Annotated in this window: 23 protein-coding genes; all 23 read right to left on the bottom strand. The window is 29.7% G+C overall.

Going from position 1 to position 17323, the window contains the following annotated elements; all coding sequences use genetic code 11:
* Positions 1–1312: AAA family ATPase (locus tag AB2369_RS04215; protein WP_367665229.1), on the bottom strand; the 1312-nt coding region annotated here is incomplete at its 3' end.
* A gap of 23 nt (positions 1313–1335) precedes the next feature.
* Positions 1336–1785, bottom strand: coding sequence for an arginine repressor (locus tag AB2369_RS04210; RefSeq protein ID WP_367665228.1), 450 nt, complete (start codon positions 1783–1785; stop codon positions 1336–1338).
* Complete coding sequence (locus AB2369_RS04205) at positions 1782–2633, bottom strand: NAD(+)/NADH kinase (RefSeq protein ID WP_367665227.1); 852 nt, start codon at positions 2631–2633, stop codon at positions 1782–1784. Before AB2369_RS04205 ends, AB2369_RS04210 begins: the two co-directional genes overlap by 4 nt.
* A 24-nt stretch (positions 2634–2657) precedes the next feature.
* A complete protein-coding gene (locus tag AB2369_RS04200) occupies positions 2658–3467 on the bottom strand; it encodes a TlyA family RNA methyltransferase (protein ID WP_367665226.1) in 810 nt (269 codons plus the stop codon).
* 10 nt (positions 3468–3477) lie between these two features.
* Positions 3478–5346 carry a 1-deoxy-D-xylulose-5-phosphate synthase gene (gene dxs, locus AB2369_RS04195; RefSeq protein WP_367665225.1) on the bottom strand — a complete coding sequence of 623 codons (1869 nt, stop codon included), beginning with the start codon at positions 5344–5346 and terminating at the stop codon, positions 3478–3480.
* A 27-nt stretch (positions 5347–5373) separates the two neighbouring features.
* Positions 5374–6246, bottom strand: a complete 873-nt coding sequence (locus AB2369_RS04190; protein ID WP_367665224.1) for a polyprenyl synthetase family protein — start codon at positions 6244–6246, stop codon at positions 5374–5376.
* Positions 6243–6461 carry an exodeoxyribonuclease VII small subunit gene (locus AB2369_RS04185; protein WP_367665223.1) on the bottom strand — a complete coding sequence of 73 codons (219 nt, stop codon included), beginning with the start codon at positions 6459–6461 and terminating at the stop codon, positions 6243–6245. The genes AB2369_RS04190 and AB2369_RS04185 overlap by 4 nt, the downstream gene beginning before the upstream one ends.
* 20 nt (positions 6462–6481) lie before the next feature.
* A complete protein-coding gene (gene xseA, locus AB2369_RS04180; protein ID WP_367665222.1) occupies positions 6482–7675 on the bottom strand; it encodes an exodeoxyribonuclease VII large subunit in 1194 nt (397 codons plus the stop codon).
* A complete protein-coding gene (locus tag AB2369_RS04175; protein WP_367665221.1) occupies positions 7665–8513 on the bottom strand; it encodes a bifunctional 5,10-methylenetetrahydrofolate dehydrogenase/5,10-methenyltetrahydrofolate cyclohydrolase in 849 nt (282 codons plus the stop codon). The genes xseA and AB2369_RS04175 overlap by 11 nt, the downstream gene beginning before the upstream one ends.
* Positions 8514–8526: 13 nt before the next feature.
* Positions 8527–8931, bottom strand: coding sequence for a transcription antitermination factor NusB (nusB, locus tag AB2369_RS04170; RefSeq protein ID WP_367665220.1), 405 nt, complete (start codon positions 8929–8931; stop codon positions 8527–8529).
* Positions 8932–9087: 156 nt separating this feature from the next.
* Positions 9088–9471 carry an Asp23/Gls24 family envelope stress response protein gene (locus AB2369_RS04165; protein ID WP_367665219.1) on the bottom strand — a complete coding sequence of 128 codons (384 nt, stop codon included), beginning with the start codon at positions 9469–9471 and terminating at the stop codon, positions 9088–9090.
* An 82-nt stretch (positions 9472–9553) separates the two neighbouring features.
* Positions 9554–10063, bottom strand: coding sequence for a SpoIIIAH-like family protein (locus AB2369_RS04160; RefSeq protein ID WP_367665218.1), 510 nt, complete (start codon positions 10061–10063; stop codon positions 9554–9556).
* Positions 10064–10101: 38 nt separating this feature from the next.
* The gene (spoIIIAG, locus tag AB2369_RS04155; protein ID WP_367665217.1) at positions 10102–10698 is read right to left on the bottom strand and encodes a stage III sporulation protein AG; all 597 of its coding nucleotides are present in this window, start codon (positions 10696–10698) and stop codon (positions 10102–10104) included.
* 11 nt (positions 10699–10709) lie between these two features.
* The gene (gene spoIIIAF, locus AB2369_RS04150) at positions 10710–11294 is read right to left on the bottom strand and encodes a stage III sporulation protein AF (protein WP_367665216.1); all 585 of its coding nucleotides are present in this window, start codon (positions 11292–11294) and stop codon (positions 10710–10712) included.
* Between the two features lie 4 nt (positions 11295–11298).
* On the bottom strand, positions 11299–12492 hold the full coding sequence (spoIIIAE, locus tag AB2369_RS04145; protein WP_367665215.1) for a stage III sporulation protein AE: 1194 nt from the start codon (positions 12490–12492) through the stop codon (positions 11299–11301).
* A 9-nt stretch (positions 12493–12501) separates the two neighbouring features.
* Positions 12502–12888, bottom strand: a complete 387-nt coding sequence (gene spoIIIAD, locus AB2369_RS04140) for a stage III sporulation protein AD (RefSeq protein WP_367665214.1) — start codon at positions 12886–12888, stop codon at positions 12502–12504.
* A gap of 8 nt (positions 12889–12896) precedes the next feature.
* The gene (spoIIIAC, locus tag AB2369_RS04135) at positions 12897–13094 is read right to left on the bottom strand and encodes a stage III sporulation protein AC (RefSeq protein WP_367665213.1); all 198 of its coding nucleotides are present in this window, start codon (positions 13092–13094) and stop codon (positions 12897–12899) included.
* A gap of 25 nt (positions 13095–13119) precedes the next feature.
* Positions 13120–13641, bottom strand: coding sequence for a stage III sporulation protein SpoIIIAB (gene spoIIIAB, locus AB2369_RS04130; protein ID WP_367665212.1), 522 nt, complete (start codon positions 13639–13641; stop codon positions 13120–13122).
* Complete coding sequence (gene spoIIIAA / locus AB2369_RS04125) at positions 13631–14599, bottom strand: stage III sporulation protein AA (protein WP_367665211.1); 969 nt, start codon at positions 14597–14599, stop codon at positions 13631–13633. Before spoIIIAA ends, spoIIIAB begins: the two co-directional genes overlap by 11 nt.
* 276 nt (positions 14600–14875) lie before the next feature.
* A complete protein-coding gene (locus tag AB2369_RS04120; protein WP_367665210.1) occupies positions 14876–15265 on the bottom strand; it encodes a CD1247 N-terminal domain-containing protein in 390 nt (129 codons plus the stop codon).
* 313 nt (positions 15266–15578) lie between these two features.
* A complete protein-coding gene (gene efp, locus AB2369_RS04115; protein WP_367665209.1) occupies positions 15579–16136 on the bottom strand; it encodes an elongation factor P in 558 nt (185 codons plus the stop codon).
* Between the two features lie 187 nt (positions 16137–16323).
* A complete protein-coding gene (locus AB2369_RS04110; protein WP_367665208.1) occupies positions 16324–16821 on the bottom strand; it encodes a shikimate kinase in 498 nt (165 codons plus the stop codon).
* Positions 16821–17201, bottom strand: a complete 381-nt coding sequence (locus AB2369_RS04105; protein ID WP_367665207.1) for a hypothetical protein — start codon at positions 17199–17201, stop codon at positions 16821–16823. The genes AB2369_RS04110 and AB2369_RS04105 overlap by 1 nt, the downstream gene beginning before the upstream one ends.
* Between the last annotated feature and the right edge of the window lie 122 nt (positions 17202–17323).

The raw sequence follows: 17323 nt of genomic DNA, 5'->3' as shown, positions 1-17323 counted from the left end.
GCTCTCCTCCAGACACCACTTTTTCTAAGGCTTTAATTGGCTCTCCTGGATTTGTAGATATTAAAAACTGAACCCTTGAACATCCATTGCTTTTAATCTCATCTACTAATTCTACATCTATAACAAAGTTACTCTTTTCAAGACCTATATACTTCAGTTCATTAGTTATATTATTCTTTAAAATCTTAGAAAAATCTTCTCTTTTCTTATGAAGTTCTAATCCTATTCTTCTTAATTTTTCTTCTATTAATTTCTTCTCTTCTTCTAACTTTTTGATTATCTCTTCACTATTAACTAGTTCTTCGTACTGATCTTCTAGTTCCTTTTTATATTGTATTAGTTCCCTTATGGAATTTTTTCCATACTTCTTTTTATACCCACCTATAATATATATTCTTCTATTTATTCTTTCTAATTCATCTTCATCATATACTATAGAATCCTTTAAATCTCTTATCTCTCCTATTACCTCTTGAAGGGTAAAGTATATATTTTCTATGGTATCTCCTAAAACTTTAACCTTGTCTACATGATTTTCTACAGACCTTATATCCTTTAAAACCATATTTGTTGAATCGTAAATGGAGTTATTATCATCTCTAGTATCATATAATAATCTATAAGAATTATTAAGTGCAAAACTTATTTTTTCTGCATGGGTAAGAATATTAAACTTTTCTTCAAGTTCCTCTTCTTCTCCTTGAACTAGTTTTCCTTCCTCAATATCCTCAATCTGATATTTTAAATAACTTGAAAGCTTCTCTATATCTTTATTGTCTTTACATCTATATATCTTATTGTTTATTTCTATATACTTACTATATACTTCATCATATTTATATCTAATATCTTTAATCTTATCTATTCCATAATAATCTAAATAGTTTATATGATTACTACTATCTAAAAGATTTTGATTTTCATGCTGGCCATGTATATCTAATAATGTCTCTGATATATTCTTTAGCTTAGAGACCATTAGAGACTTACCATTTACTTTTACAACACTTTTACCACTTTGAAAAGATTCTCTACTTATTATAACTAAATCTTCATAATCCACTTCTAATTCTTTTAATATTTCTTCTGTTTTACTATTCTTAATGGCAAAAATGGCCTCTACAAAAGTTTTTGTCTCTCCTGTTCTTATAAGATCCTTATTAAATTTACCACCTAAAACATAATTAACTGCATCTATTAATATAGATTTACCTGATCCTGTTTCTCCTGAAAGTATATTGAAACCCTGTTCAAAATTAAGAGAAAGGTGTTCTATTAATGCAAAATTATTTATATTTAGTTGAAGTAGCATTTTTTCCCCACCTTAAAATATATTTATTCTATCATTTGATTAATTTTTTCTACTAATTCTTGTGCCTTTTCCTTATTCCTTGTAAGAATAAATATTGTATTATCTCCTGCTATAGTTCCCGCTATCTCTACAGGATTCAATATGTCCAATGCTTCCGCTGCTCCTCCTGCCGCTCCTGATATGGTTTTAATAACAACAAAATTATCTACACACTCAGCATTAAGCACAGTGTTAGAAAATATATTTACAAGCTTACTAGAAAAGTCTTTAATATCCTTTTCTACAGTGACATACTTATACTTACCATTAGGTGCAAGAACCTTTGCCAGTTTTAAATTTTTTATATCTCTTGACACTGTAGCTTGAGTTACATCAAAACCAGAAGCTTTTAATTCCTCTGCAAGTTCTTCTTGTGTTTCAATATCTTTAGAATTTATTATCTCTAAAATCTTTTTATGCCTTATTGATTTCAATTTTTATCACCTGCACATTCCATTGTTCTCCATAATATTTTGTTTCTTAATATGGAAAAATAGTCATAGTCATTTAATCTAATAAGTTGACAATAATTTTTACTTTTGGTTATGCTAATCTCTTCTATGCCATCAAGTTTAGTAGCCTCTTGTCCATCCACTGTAAGAAAGACACTTTCGTTTCCTTTCTTAACCTTTATGTTTAATACATCCTTTGCTGGAAGTATTAAAGGCTTTATTCCTTGGGTATGTGGACATATTGGCGTAAGCTCAAGGACATCTAAGGTTGGGAAAATGATTGGACCTCCTGCAGATAAGGAATAAGCTGTAGATCCTGTAGGAGTGGATATTATTACCCCATCAGCCATAAATGATCCATAAAAAACATTATTTACTTCTATATCATGTCTTATCATTCTAGATAAGGTTCCCTTTGCTATTACTATATCATTTAAAGCGTTAAAAGAAAAAATATGGTTATTCTTTTTAAATTTACAGCTTAGCATTGTTCTTTTTTCTATGGAAAACTCATTGTTAGCAATTCTTTTTATTGCTTCCGTGAATCCTGATACCTCTACAGCAGTTAAAAATCCTAATGTTCCTATATTTACTCCTAGTATAGGAATATTAAATCTACTTACCTCTCTAGATGTACTGAGCATTGTACCATCTCCACCTAAAGATATTATAAAATCTAAATCTTTTGATGATTGATTTTCTAGATTCTTAGAATCCTTAAAAATAACTACATTACACTCCATATGAGTATTTATTATTTTTAAGATTTCATCTAAAATCTTTCCATCCTTATCCTTTGAAGTATTTATATTCAAGCCAATATTTTTCATAATTTTCACCAACCATTTATAAAATTAGAGTTCCTTATGGGATAATTCCACCACCTGGTCAATTCTATCCATGGTAAAATTACTTATATACTGTTCATTCTTTGTAAAATAAACTAAAAACTCTCTATTACCCTCTGGGCCCTTTATTGGAGAATAATCTACATCAATAACTTTAACTTTTTCAGTTATTAAAAATTCAATTATATTATTTATTACTTCCTTATGAGTGGAGGCCTCCCTTACCACTCCTTTTTTTCCTACCTTTTCTCTTCCTGCTTCAAATTGAGGTTTTATTAAAGCAACAACCTCTCCATTTTCTTTAAGAAAATTTAAAACTACTGGAACCACCTTTTTTAAAGATATGAAGGATACATCTATGCTAGCAAAATCTATTTCTTCTCCAAGCTGCTCCTTTTCTACATATCTTATATTGGTTCTCTCCATGCATACAACCCTTGGATCTGTTCTAAGCTTCCAAGCAAATTGTCCATATCCAACATCTACTGAAAAAACTTTTCTTGCATGATTCTGGAGCATACAGTCTGTAAATCCTCCAGTTGACGCTCCAATATCCATGCATACCTTATCCTTTAGTTCTATATTAAATTTATTTATAGCTTTTTCAAGCTTTAGTCCACCACGACTGACATAGGGCAGAGTTTCTCCTCTAAATTCTATATTAGCATCCCTACTAACCTTTTCTCCAGACTTATCTACTCTTATATCATCTACAAAGACCTTTCCGGACATTATACCTGCCTTTGCTTTTTCTCTTGAAGAAAATATACCCTTCTCAACTAAAAGTATATCTAATCTTTCCTTTGATTCTGCCATTGTAATCTCCTTATTCTATGGTTTTTAAAATCTCTTCTGCTATTCCCTCTGGATGAAGATTAAACATTCTATAAAGGTTATCTAAATCTCCATGAGGAACAAACTTATCAGTAAAACCTAAGTTTTTTATGTTAACTTTTCCATTTACTTTGTTTATATAGCTTAAGATACTTTCACCAAGTCCCCCTGCTATTACATTATCTTCTATAGTTATTATATTATAATTTTTTTCACTTAAATCTTTTATCATATTATAATCTAATGGTTTTATAAAGGAAGCATTTATAATCATAGGATTAATTCCTTTACTATTTAATATCCTCTTTGCTAGAATAGCATGCTGTACCATCTTTCCTGTAGATATTATAGCTATATTCTCTCCTTCATCTATGACTTCCCATTTTCCCTTAGATATGACTTTCATAGGAGATAAATCCATGTCTTTAAGATCTCCTCCTCTAGGATATCTTATAGCTATTGGTCCTTCATTATAGTCTATGGCCCAATTTAACATTCCTTTTAACTCTTCCACACATTTAGGAGCCATTATAGTAATATTCGGTACTGGGTTTAAATAAGATATATCAAATACTCCTTGATGAGTTTCTCCATCTTCCCCTACAATACCAGCCCTATCTATGGCGAAAACCACAGGTAAATTCTGTATACACACATCATGAATAACTTGATCATAAGCCCTTTGAAGGAATGTTGAATATACAGCAAAAACTGGTTTCATTCCCTCACTTGCAAGTCCAGCAGCTAAAGTAGCCCCATGTTGCTCTGCTATTCCTACGTCAAAAAATCTATCTTTATATATTTTAGAAAAGTTTTTAAGTCCAGTACCATCTGGCATAGCAGCTGTTATAGCTACAACTCTATTGTCTTTTTCAGCTATACTTATCATCTCTTCTCCAAAAGCAGATGAATAAGTTTTTCCACTGCTTTTACCTAAAATCTCTCCACTTTCACAATCAAAAGGACCTACTCCATGATACTTATTAGGATTTTCTTCTGCAACCTCATATCCTTTACCCTTTTGAGTTAATGTATGAATTATAACTGGTCCATCTATCTCCTTTGCTGCTGAAAGAACTTCACTGACCTCTTTTATATTATGACCATCTATAGGTCCTAAATATTTTATTCCCATCTCTTCAAAGAGCATACCTGGCATTATCATTTGCTTTATACCATCTTTTATCTTATTTAAAGAAGATACAATATTCTTACCAAATACAACTTTCTCTAAGGTATTATTAAAATCATTTTTTATCTTTCTATAACCAGGATCCATTCTAAGCTTACTAAAGTAGCTTGAAAGTCCTCCTACATTTTGTGATATAGACATTTGATTGTCATTTAATATAACTATCATCTTTGTCTTATTAAATCCTAAATCATTTAAAGCCTCTAGAGCCATACCTCCCGTAAGGGCCCCATCTCCTATTACAGAAATCACATTAAAATCTTGTTTTTTTATATCTCTAGCCCTTGAAATTCCCAGTCCCGCAGATATGGAAGTACTACTATGACCTGTTTCAAAGCAATCATATTTACTTTCACACCTTTTTGGAAAACCACTTAATCCTTGAAATTTTTTAAGACTACTAAATTGTTCTCTTCTTCCTGTAAGAATTTTATGTACATAGCTTTGATGTCCTACATCCCATATAATCTTATCTTCTTCTATATTAAAAACCTTGTAAAGGCTTATAGTAAGTTCTACAACTCCAAGATTAGATGCTAGATGTCCTCCAGTCTTAGAAAGGCTATGTATCAAAAATTTTCTTATATCCTCCGATAAGTCCTGAAGCTCATTTGAAGACATTAACTTTATATCACTAGGACTTTTATATCTATCTAATACTTTATACATATGACTCCTATCCTTTTCTTTATAATTTTAGAAATTTCTTTCTAAAAGCATCTTCGTAAGTCTTTCCATTTCTTTTGTATCCCCATTTAAGCTTTTAAGATCTTCTATACATTGATTTGTAAGGTCACTACACTTTTTTATACATTCATCTAAACCAAAAAAAGTTATGAAATTACTTTTTTGATTATTTATGTCACTGTTAGCTGTTTTTCCTAAAGTATTTGTATCACCAGTTATATCTAAAATATCATCCTTGATTTGAAATGCAAGGCCAAGCTTTTCCCCGAAGGAATCTAAGATTTTAAGATCATCTTCCTTAGCCTCTCCCATAATGGCTCCAGATAATATTGAAGCTTTTATAAGAGCTCCTGTTTTATTCTTATGCATATATAAAAGTTCATCAAGGTCAATATTTTTGCCTTCACTTAATATATCTACAACTTGACCTCCTATCATTCCCTCTACCCCTGAACTCTCACTTATTAGGTATCCTGCCTTTAAAGCCTTCTCTCCATATTTTAATCCCATCTGAAATAAAATATTCATGGCCTCATTTAAAAGTCCATCTCCAGAAAGCACTGCAATTGCTTCACCATAAACCTTATGATTAGTTGGCTTTCCTCTTCTTAGATCATCATTATCCATGGCTGGAAGATCATCATGAATTAAAGAGTAGGTATGTATCATTTCCATAGAAATTGCCATAGGCATTATATCTTTATAGTTATCATTATATAAACTATAAGATAAAAGTAAAAGCATTGGTCTTATTCTCTTTCCTCCAATCCTCATACTATAGCCCATAGAATCATATATAAGCTTATTATAATTATTGTTCCCCTTAAAATAGCTATCAATACACTTATCAATGTCTTCTTTTAAGCATTCTAAATTAATCATAACTCCTCACCAAAAACCTCTTCATTATCATTATTTAAAACATTTATTTTCCCTTCCATATTATTCAATATGGTATATAATTTATTACAAAGCTTTACCCCTTCTTCATAGCTTTTCATGGACTCCTCAAGAGGTTGCTCATTATTTTCCATTCCATTTACAATATCTTTAAGCTTATTTAAAAGCACCTCATAATTTTCACTTTTCTTAGCCATAAAATCCTCCTAATAGGCTTTTACTTAGATATAAATGTTCCTTTAATTTCTCCATCCTTTAGAACTATGTTTATATCAATATCTTCCTTAAAGTCTTCTTTAGATGTAAGAACATTTTCCTCACTTTTTATTATAGCATACCCTTTATTTAATATATTTAGTGGGTTATGTGCCATAAGAAGAGAGTTTAAATTATTTATCTTATTTTTCTCATAATCTATATTTCTAAGCATTAGTGAATTTAAAGACTGTTTAAGTCTTATTAAATTTTCGTATTCATTGATTAAATAATTTTTAGGACTATTATAGTCTAAGTTTCTTTTTAATAAATCTAAATTAAACTTTTTATCCTTTAATATATTTAAAATTTTATCTTTTAATATATCTCGTGTACCATCTATTTCATTATTTAAACTATCTAATGAAGGAACCACTATTTCAGCAGCAGCAGATGGTGTTGGGGCTCTTCTATCACTTACAAAATCTGCAATAGTAAAATCTGTCTCATGTCCTATTCCTGTTACTATAGGAATTTTTGAATTAAAAATAGCATAGGCTAATTTCTCATCGTTAAAGGCCCATAGTTCCTCTATAGATCCTCCTCCTCTAGCAAGTACTATTACATCTATATCCTTAATTTTATTTAAGGCTTTGATCCCCTGTATTATATTCTCACTGGCGTCTTTTCCTTGAACGAGAGATGGATAAATAAGTAGAGACATTGACTTATTTCTTCTCTTTGTAACATTTATTATGTCCCTAATTGCCGCTCCCGTCGGAGAAGTTATTACCCCTACTCTTCTAGGGTAAAGAGGAAGAGGCTTTTTATGCTCCTCTTCCATAAGCCCCTTTATTTTTAGATTATCCTTTAGTTTTAAGAAGGCTTGGTACAAGTCTCCAAGCCCTTCTTTTTTTATTTCATCACAATATAACTGATAGCTTCCCTCTTTAGTATAAGTTCCTACTCTTCCCTTAATTTCAACCTTCATTCCCTCTTCAATAGTAAAATTCACACCTTTTGCCCTATCTTTAAACATAACACAATTTATCTTAGATAAATCATCCTTTAAAGAAAAGTACATATGACCACTACTATGAAGCTTAAAGTTTGAAATTTCTCCTTTTATGGATACATTATTAAGAATAATATCACTATCTATTATTCTTTTAATATAATTATTTAAAGCTGAAACAGTTAAAGTTTTAATATACATTCTTCTCCCATGCCTCACATGTATTCTTTATTAAAAGGGTTGTGGTTACTGCACCAACCCCTCCTGGTACTGGTGTTAAATATCCTGCTTTATTAATTACCTTTTCAAAATCTACATCCCCTGTGATCTTTCCATCTACTGAGGAGGTTCCTACATCTATTACTATTGCCCCTTCTTTCACAAAAGAATCATCCACAAAATGAGGTCTGCCTATAGCAACCACAAGAATGTCTGCATTTTTACATATCTCCTTCATATTTTGTGTTCTTGAATGGCATATAGTTATAGTTGCATTCTCATTTAAAAGAAGTTGAGATACTGGCTTTCCAACTATGTTACTTCTTCCTATAACAACTGCATTTTTTCCTTTAATATCTATTCCTGTACTCTTTATAAGATGAAGAACACTTCTTGGAGTACATGGAACAAAAGCCTCTTGTCCCTTATAGAATTTGCCGTTATTATAATCTGTTAATCCATCTACATCTTTTTTAGGAGAAATAGAATTAGTTATTAGAGCCTCATTAAAACCTTTAGGAAGTGGTAGTTGAAGCATTATTCCATCAACAGTTTTATCCTCATTTAATTTTTTAATTAAGTCTATTAATTCCTCTTCCTTTACGTTTTCCTCTAAGAATATAGCCTTACTCTCTAAACCTAGCTTTTCACAAAGTTTTCTTTGGTTATTTAGATAGTATATAGATCCTCCATCATTTCCAACTAAAATTGTAACAAGACAAGGTACCCTATACCCTTTATTCTTTGCTTCTTCAATGGTTCTCTTTAGTTCCCCTCTTATTTCTTCTGCTATAATCTTTCCACTAATAACCTCTCCCATTGTGATCCTCCTTTTAATTATTTTTTGCTATTTTATCAAGAACTCCATTAATAAATTTAATAGAGGACTCATCAGAATATTTTTTTCCAAGCTCTACTCCTTCATTTATAGCTACTTTAAAAGGTATATCTTCTTCAAATAATATTTCGTATGTACATAATCTTAATATAGAAAGATTTACTTTAGAAATTCTTTGAATTTTCCAATTAACTAGATGCTTTTCTATATTCTCATCAATTTCTTTTATATTTTTATTAACTCCATAGATTACCTTATTTATATATACCATATCCAAATCATTTATATTATAATCTGTATTCTCTTTAAAATTCTCTATAAGGTCTATTGGTTCCTCTTTTTTTATTGCATTTTCAAATAAAAGCTCCATTGCTACTTCTCTTGATCTCTTTCTATTCATGGTTTCCTCCTACAAATATGTATTATAAATTTCATATATAAAATTATACTATATTATTTATATTATCAACGAAATTTATTTCAAAATATACTTATTTTTCCTGAAAATTTTCTAGAATCAATTAAACACCCTCTTTATAAAGAGGGTGTTTATAAATTACTTATCATTATTAGCTGCTATTTTCTGAACAACTATATGTTGAACAAATATATTCACACTAGATACCTTTAAACCTGTCATAGCTTCCACAGTTTTTTTAACATTATCTTGAACTGCATTTACTACTTCAGGAATATTTATACCATAATCTACCCCAATAGCCATCTCAATAGATGTGCTTTCCTCTTCTACAGTTACCTTAACACCCTTAGTGCTGCTTTTTTTACCAGTTAATAATTGGGTAATTCCACCTGTAAGGCCTGGATTCATACCAACAACACCTTTTATCTCTGAAGCTGCTATGGCGGCTATAACGCTTATTACCTCATCAGATATTTTAACAATTCCTATATTGTAATCGTCCCTGTTTAATTCATCCATAGAACAACCCTCCTGCATTTGCATAGCAAAACTTGCTAATCTTAGGTTCATTATATCAAATATCTTTATATTTTACAATTAGTTATTCTCTTGTTTCTATTTCCACATTTTTAATTTTGCTGGTACCTACTACAGTGTCCTGAATTTGTTTTCTTTGTTTTTCATCAAGCTGTTCCTTATTTTTAACTATTATATTAACTCCACTTTTATCATCTTGTATTAAACATAAAACATCATTAAATCCTTTACTCTTTAAAGCTAATTCTATACTACTTTCTTGACTTCTTTTTTCTGCAAGAACCTTTTGATTACTAGCAGCCTCATCTCTTTTTTCCTTAGATACATTTTGGTTGTTAGATATGTTTGAGAAATCTTGCTCTTTCTTAGAGTCCCTCTTATCTTTCTCAAGTCTTGCATTAGTAAAGAAGTCCTCATCATCCTTATCTTCTCCTAGATTAGCTGCGGGTTTACCTATGTTCCACTCATTTCCTGCTATCTGATCTACTGGTCCATTAATCTTTGCTGCTGATACCCCCGCTAGTACAATTAGTGCAAGTAACGCTAAAATTATACCTGCTTGCTTTTTATTCATACAATCTCCTCCCATCTTTTTCTCTTTAAAAATATATGCTACTTTTTCATGGAATATACATTAACTTTATGCTCTGGAATATTATATAAAGCTGATACAGTTTTTGTTATCTTATATTGAAGCTCTTTATTCTCTGCTCCTTCAGCTACTATAACTACTCCTGAAACCTTTGGATTTAATGTTTTTAATATAAAAGGCTCATTATTTTTTCCATCATTTGTTATCACAACTTTATTTCCATTATTATTTTGAGTATTAACTCTGGTTCCTCCTGAAGTATCCTTCTCCTCTGTTTTACTAATAGAGTTATTATTATCCATAGCAGGAACATGTTCAGTACTACCTTCAAAGGAAATCATAACTTCTACTTTTCCAATTCCACTTATATTGCTTAATATATATTTAAGTTGATTCTTTTGTGTTTGTTCATAAGTACTTAAATTTTCATCCTTACTCACCTCCTTATTCTCTACATTCTCTGGTGTGGCAGCTACCCCCTTAGTATTAGTATTAGAATTAAAAAAGCTACCAATCATAAGCACTAATATACCTACCAATAATACAATTAATATATTGTAAAAGTTTTTCTTTAGTCCTTTGCTCTCTAAAGTTTTTAGGAATTTTTTTAAATCCATAAACTTTCCCCCTATTTACCATCTATTTTATATAGTGTTATATTTTTTTCACTTATATTTAAACTATTACTTACATAAGTAATTATTCCTTTTTCCTTTTCTCCATACTCTACTCCCTCTTTCTCTAAGGGAGTATCTGCACTTATATGAACTTTTTTTATAGGTTTAATTGAAGTATTTTTCCCTAAGCCTATGTTAATGTTTTCAATGTAAAAACTTTCCTCTTTATATCCTCCTTTTACACTAACTTCAAAATTATCCTTAGGATATTTATCCTTAAGCAGTTTTTCACAAGATTTCGCTATATTATTTTCAAAATTCTTAAGAGTTGTAGCTATATTCTTCTCCTTATACGCCTCTTTAGATAGAGACTTTTCTTCTAAAATACTGTCATAACTATTTAAATAATTCTTTATATCTACATTGCTTCCAGTAAAAACCTTAAGTATTGGATTTATTATCACTGTCATTAGAATTAATCCTAGAACAAATCGACTATATTTCTTCATGGAATTATCAGGTAAAATTAGCTCCACTGCAGTTATAAAAATTACTGTTACACAAATACTGGTTATCCATTCCTTTAATATACTCATATCTTCATGCTCCTATTATGAATTTCCCTGCCGAGGCCATTATGGCAATCATTACAAAAAACATTACTGATAGGCTTATAACACAAGACATTATTAATATTAATGACTCTCCAGCAGAAGTTATGCAATTTACTATACGCTCATCGCTTATAGGCTCTAGTAATGCTCCTGTTAACTTATATAACATAGCCATTAGGAAAATCTTAACTATCGGGGCCAGTATTATAAGAATTAGTATAATAAAGCCTATGGTACTTAGTGCATTTTTTAATATAAGTGAGTAACCTGCAACAGTAGCTATGGCATCTGATAAAGCCTTCCCAACTATAGGGATAAAGTTGTCCACTGCAAATTTAGCAGTTTTAGCTGTTACTGCATCTAAAGTGGTAGCAGTAATTCCCCTTATGCCAAGAACCCCTATAAATATAGTCATAAGGATACCTTGACTTATTAAAACTACTTGCTTCATGAGCTTTGCAAGCTTTGATATTTTATAATCTTTAGAGATGTTATTTACAAATTGAAGAACAAAAACCATAAGTATAAGAGGTATTATAAAATCTATATATATCCTTGGTGCTATATTTACTGCTCCAAGGACTATAGGATCCATGGTAGCGGCCTCAGTTATTCCTCCTACAGATAAAAGTAGCATGAATAATACAGGGATCAAGGCTGCCATAAAGTTAGTTATATCTGTTATAGTGGTCTTTACTAAGTCTAAAGCTAATAAAAAACTTTTAGAAAGAACTATTATAAGCAAAGCATAACACGCAAAATATGCTATATTGGATAAACTTTCATTATTAAATGCACTTTGAAGGTTTTTAATTAATGCACAAATAGTTCCTATTACTATAACAAGGACCATAAGTTTTGTTGTAGCTATTACTTCTTTAAATACCAACTTTTTTATTACATTCTTAAAACTTTTAATGGATATATTCCCTTCCCCATCTTCAATATAGCTTTTCACAAATTCCTTAGGATTCAATTCATTTAATAGTTCATCTTCAAACTTCATATTTGTTATATAATTATAAAGATCATCTATTTTCTTCTCAGTATCCTCCTCTAATTGAATATTTTCCTCCTCTGTTTTGTTATTTTTTCTCTCTTCATCAACCCCATAAGCTGGTATGGAAAAAAGAGTAATAAAAACTATTGTTAAAATCAGTATCTTACTTTTTATATTCATATTCATCACCTACATTATCTTAAGAATTGCATCTAATACTGCCATAAGTATAGGTATTGCAAGAACAAGAATTAGAACTTTTCCTGAAAGCTCAACCTTTGATGCTAAGCTTCCTGCTCCAGCGTCTTTACATATATCACTGCAAAAGGAAGCTATATAAGCTATTCCTATTATTTTCAGTACAGTATTAAGATACATAGTATCTATATTAGCTTTAATGGACATATTGTTTAAAAAATTAATTATTCCATTAATTTTAGGAGTTAAAAATATAAGTATCATAATAGATACCACAATGGATATCTGAATCCCTAAATCATCTCTTTTAGCATTCTTCATAAGAATTATAAGAAATAGTGCTATTAGAATAAAACCAGCAATCTTAAGTATTTCCATGGCTTCACCTAGAACATAAACATGGTCTTTACAGAATCAAAAAGTTTTGCAATCATTGTTATTATCATAATTAATATAATTACAATACCTGCAATATTTGTCATAGTTGCCACATCATCTTTTCCACTACTTTTTAAAACTTTTTCTAATATTAAAAGCACTATTCCTATTCCACCTATTTTAAAAAGCATATTGTAATCAAGCATATACTCTCCCCCTTATTTAGATTTATTATATTAGGAAAATTACAATGGTAAGGCCTATTGAAACACCGAGGGCTCTATACATTTTTGAGCTTTTCAGTGCCTCCTCATGAGCCTCTCTTATTCTAACTTTTAGCTCACTACTAGTTAAGGAAAATATTTTTTTATGTCCCTCCCTATCTATTGTCCCTAGATTTTTAGAAAGATTTAATAGTATGTTTTTATCTCCTTTATTTAAAGATAAAAAATCTTTGTACTTCTCTAAAGATTTATATAGAGCCTCATATACCCCATCCACTTCTCCATTTGAAAGAAGAGTAGCTGCAAATATAAATATATTTTTTATATTTCCCTTGTTTTTTTCTCCTATGGATAGAAATGCATAAGGAAGGGGCTCTTGTATGTATAATATTTCATTTTCAAGATCAACTAATGCTCTTTCTAAATCTTTAAGCTCTTCTTCCCTCTTTAAAAAACTCTGCCCATATATGAATCCTCCTAAGGTACAACCAATTAATATTAGGGAAAAGCCTATTATCCTAAAAATCATTTTTTTCACCCCATACTACTTTATTACTGTCCATATCATAAACATACTCTATGGTGGATATGCCTCGTCTATTACTTAAAACTATGGCTTTTTTAAATACTTTGTTATCTATAAGATTTAAAAAAACTTTTCTTCTAAATAAATCCTCTACCCCATATCCATGAATAGTAGTTATAACATTTACTCCTGAATTCATGGCAAGAACTATACTTTCCATATCTTTTTCTATTCCTATTTCATCGCATATTATAATATCTGGAGATAATGCTCTTATTGCCATAATAACTCCTTCACTTTTAATACAACCATCATATACATCAGTTCTTATCCCCACATCTAATTGAGGTACTCCAAGATAAGAAGCAGCTATTTCACTTCTTTCATCAATTAAGCTTATTTTCTTTCCTCCTATATTCTCATATCCATTGGAAATAATCCTACATATATCCCTTAAAAGGGTAGTCTTACCACACTTAGGTGGAGATATTATTATGGTGTTTTCAAGGGACTTATTCTTCACTATAAAGGGCATTAGTTTCTTTCCACATCCTATAACTTCTCTGCATATACGTATATTTATAGAGGATATATTTTTTATTGTCTTTACACTATTATTCTCAATAATGCAGCTTCCGCTAATTCCAACTCTATGTCCTCCTTTAATTGTTATATATCCTTGTCTTAGCTCTTCCTCAAAAGCATAAATTGAAAAATTGCTAATTCTTTTTATAAGACTTTTAAGATTTTCAGAAGATACATTATAGGATGTTATAACTTCTTTTTCTCCTAACTGAAAGGTTAAAGGCTTATTGGCTCTAAGTCTTATTTCTTGAAGATATGATAAATCATCTCTCCCTTTTAAGTTTTCTAGAATCTCCTTTGGTAAAATTTCTAAAACCTCATTAAAGTTTTTATTCATAAACTGGCTACGAACTTTGCAGTTCTCTCTAGCCTTCACCTCCCTTCATATCTAATTTTTATTTTAAATAAGGGAAAAATATTACTACTTTTTAAAAATATTTAATAACATTTTTTTCTTTCTTGAATATAATATGTCTCTACAAATAAGATATTTACCTAACTTTCGTTTTAATACCAATCTTTAATTTTAAAATAAAAATTAGATCCTTTAATTAATTAAAGGATTTCTTTAAAAAACTCTGTGCCCTTAATTTATAGATAAATTAATTTTTCAAAAAAATAATAGACATCCTAGTTTCTACTAGGATGTCTATTATTTAGACTTTAATATTATATTATTTTGGCAACAAGGACATGGTACCCTATTATCATCTTCCATAAGATTTTTCTCTACATATATAATCTCATTACAGTTATTGCACTGTACTTCGGAATATTCTTCTTCAACCTCTTCCATATCCTCTTCCATGTTTTCAATGGCATCATCGAAATCATAGTAATCTCTTTTCACAAGGGATAGTTCTGAATCCACTGAATCTATATATTCCTCAAGATCACCATAAGATGTTTCCATATTTACTCCTAATTCTTCTATGAGATTTAATATCTCCGTAAATATTTTTCCTTCTTTACTATCCTTGTTTAACTCTAAACCTTCCATAAGGCCTTTAATATAGGAAACTCTATTATGTATTTCCTTCATAATTACAACCTGCTTTCTTTAATATTAGGAATCTAAAATTAAATACTTTTCTTTAATGTATTTATATATTAAGCTTATACTATTTAAATGATTTTACCTGATGTCTACCAACTGCTACGCCTTAGATTAACTTATCTAACCTTCAGATGATTGAAAGAACACCTTCTAAAAGAAAATCCCTTCTAGTATCTTTAAAAATTCACCTATATATTACACAAAATTTTATTACATAGTTTATAGTTATTTACAAGATTCCTTATAAAATATGCTAAGCTTCTTATAGAAACTTAGCATATTATTACTTTAGCAGAGATTAAACTCTCTCCATATATTCCCCTGTTCTTGTATCTATTCTTATAGAATCTCCTTCGTTTACAAATAAAGGTACATTAACTATTGCTCCAGTTTCAACTGTAGCTGGCTTTAATGTGTTTGTAGCTGTATTACCTTTAAATCCTGGATCTGTTTCTGTTATTTGAAGTTCAACAAAGTTTGGAGCTTCTACTGAGAAAGCATCTCCTTTGTAAAACTTTATAATAGCAAACATATTTTCCTTTAAGAACTTTATAGCATCCTCTACCTTTTCAAAGTTTAAAGGTATTTGCTCAAAAGTTTCTTGATCCATGAAGTAGTATAACTCTCCATCAGAATATAAGTATTGCATTTCTTTTCTTTCTATAACAGCTTCTTGTAATTTTTCAGTTGGGTTAAAAGTTCTATCTGTAACTCCTCCTGATTTAACATTTCTAAGTTTAGTTCTAACAAAAGCAGCTCCCTTTCCTGGTTTTACATGTAAGAAATCCACTACTGTGAACACTTGTCCATCTAATTCAAAAGTATTACCTTTTCTTAAATCTCCTGCTGATATCATTCAAGTATCCCTCCAAAAATCTATAATTCATTTATATTATAACCTTTTCAGGCAATTAAATACCAAAGATTGCTTTTATTATCCTTAGTATTTTATATTTCTAGATTAATATATATGATTTCTAATTTAAGTTATACTAATCTAAAAAATGTTTATAAAATAACATATATGTATATCTAGAACAATGTTATTTTCCTAAGATTTTTATTATTTCATTAACTATAAAATCTATGTCTTTATTTTCACAATCTACTATTTTATGTGCTTTTAAATACTTATCTACTCTAGATAAATATAGCTCAATTAAATACTCTCTCCCCTTCATAGCTAAGGGTCTTTTTCTATCTTCTAATATTCTCTCTAAAAAAACTTCTTCTTTAACTCTTAGAAATATAGTATACCCTATTTCATTTAATTTATTAATATTATCTTCAAATACAGCCATTCCCCCTCCTGTGGCTATTACTGTATTTTCTAAAGCACTTATTTCTTCTATTAGGTTTTTCTCTACCTTTCTAAAGTATTTTTCCCCTTTTAATTTAAATATATTACTTGTAGAGATTCCTTCTTTCTTTTCTATTTCATCATCAGTATCCATAAATTTCATCCCTAGGTTTTCACTTAAAGCTTTACCTACAGTGGTCTTTCCACATCCACTCATACCAATTAAAATTATGTTCTTCATTAAATCACCCTATCTATTCTAATTACTATCTCTCCACTAAAACTATTATCCTCTTGTCTATGTCCATTTAACTCTTCTACCCTACCGTTAAACTTAGAAAAGTACTTCACTCCTTCATTTATATCCTTTAAATCTCCTCTAACATTATAACATAAATTAACATACTCCTTATTCTTCTCCATTTCCTTTAGAATAAATGTAGGCTCTAAAATATTAAAGTCTATATTACTAATATCTATGGTCTCTTTTTCTGTCTCTTTAGAAGTAATATTTTTATTCTTAATATTATTAGTAAAATCATAAGTTTTTATAAAATAACCTTGAACAATTAACATAAGAGAGAGTAATACTAAGGATATTACTAGGAATAGCTTTTTCATAAATACCTCCTAAAAAGTAATCTTATATATATACCCATTTTCATTTTTTTGCATATTTATTAGAACTTCTTTCTCTAAATAGTTCTCCATAATTTTTATAGTTTCATCCCCTTCATTTATAC

This window comes from Clostridium sp., assembly GCF_040797585.1.
Taxonomy (GTDB): Bacteria; Bacillota; Clostridia; order Clostridiales; family Clostridiaceae; genus Clostridium_Z.
The sequence above is the reverse complement of the archived record's forward strand: the minus strand, read 5'-3'. Positions and strand labels throughout refer to the sequence as shown.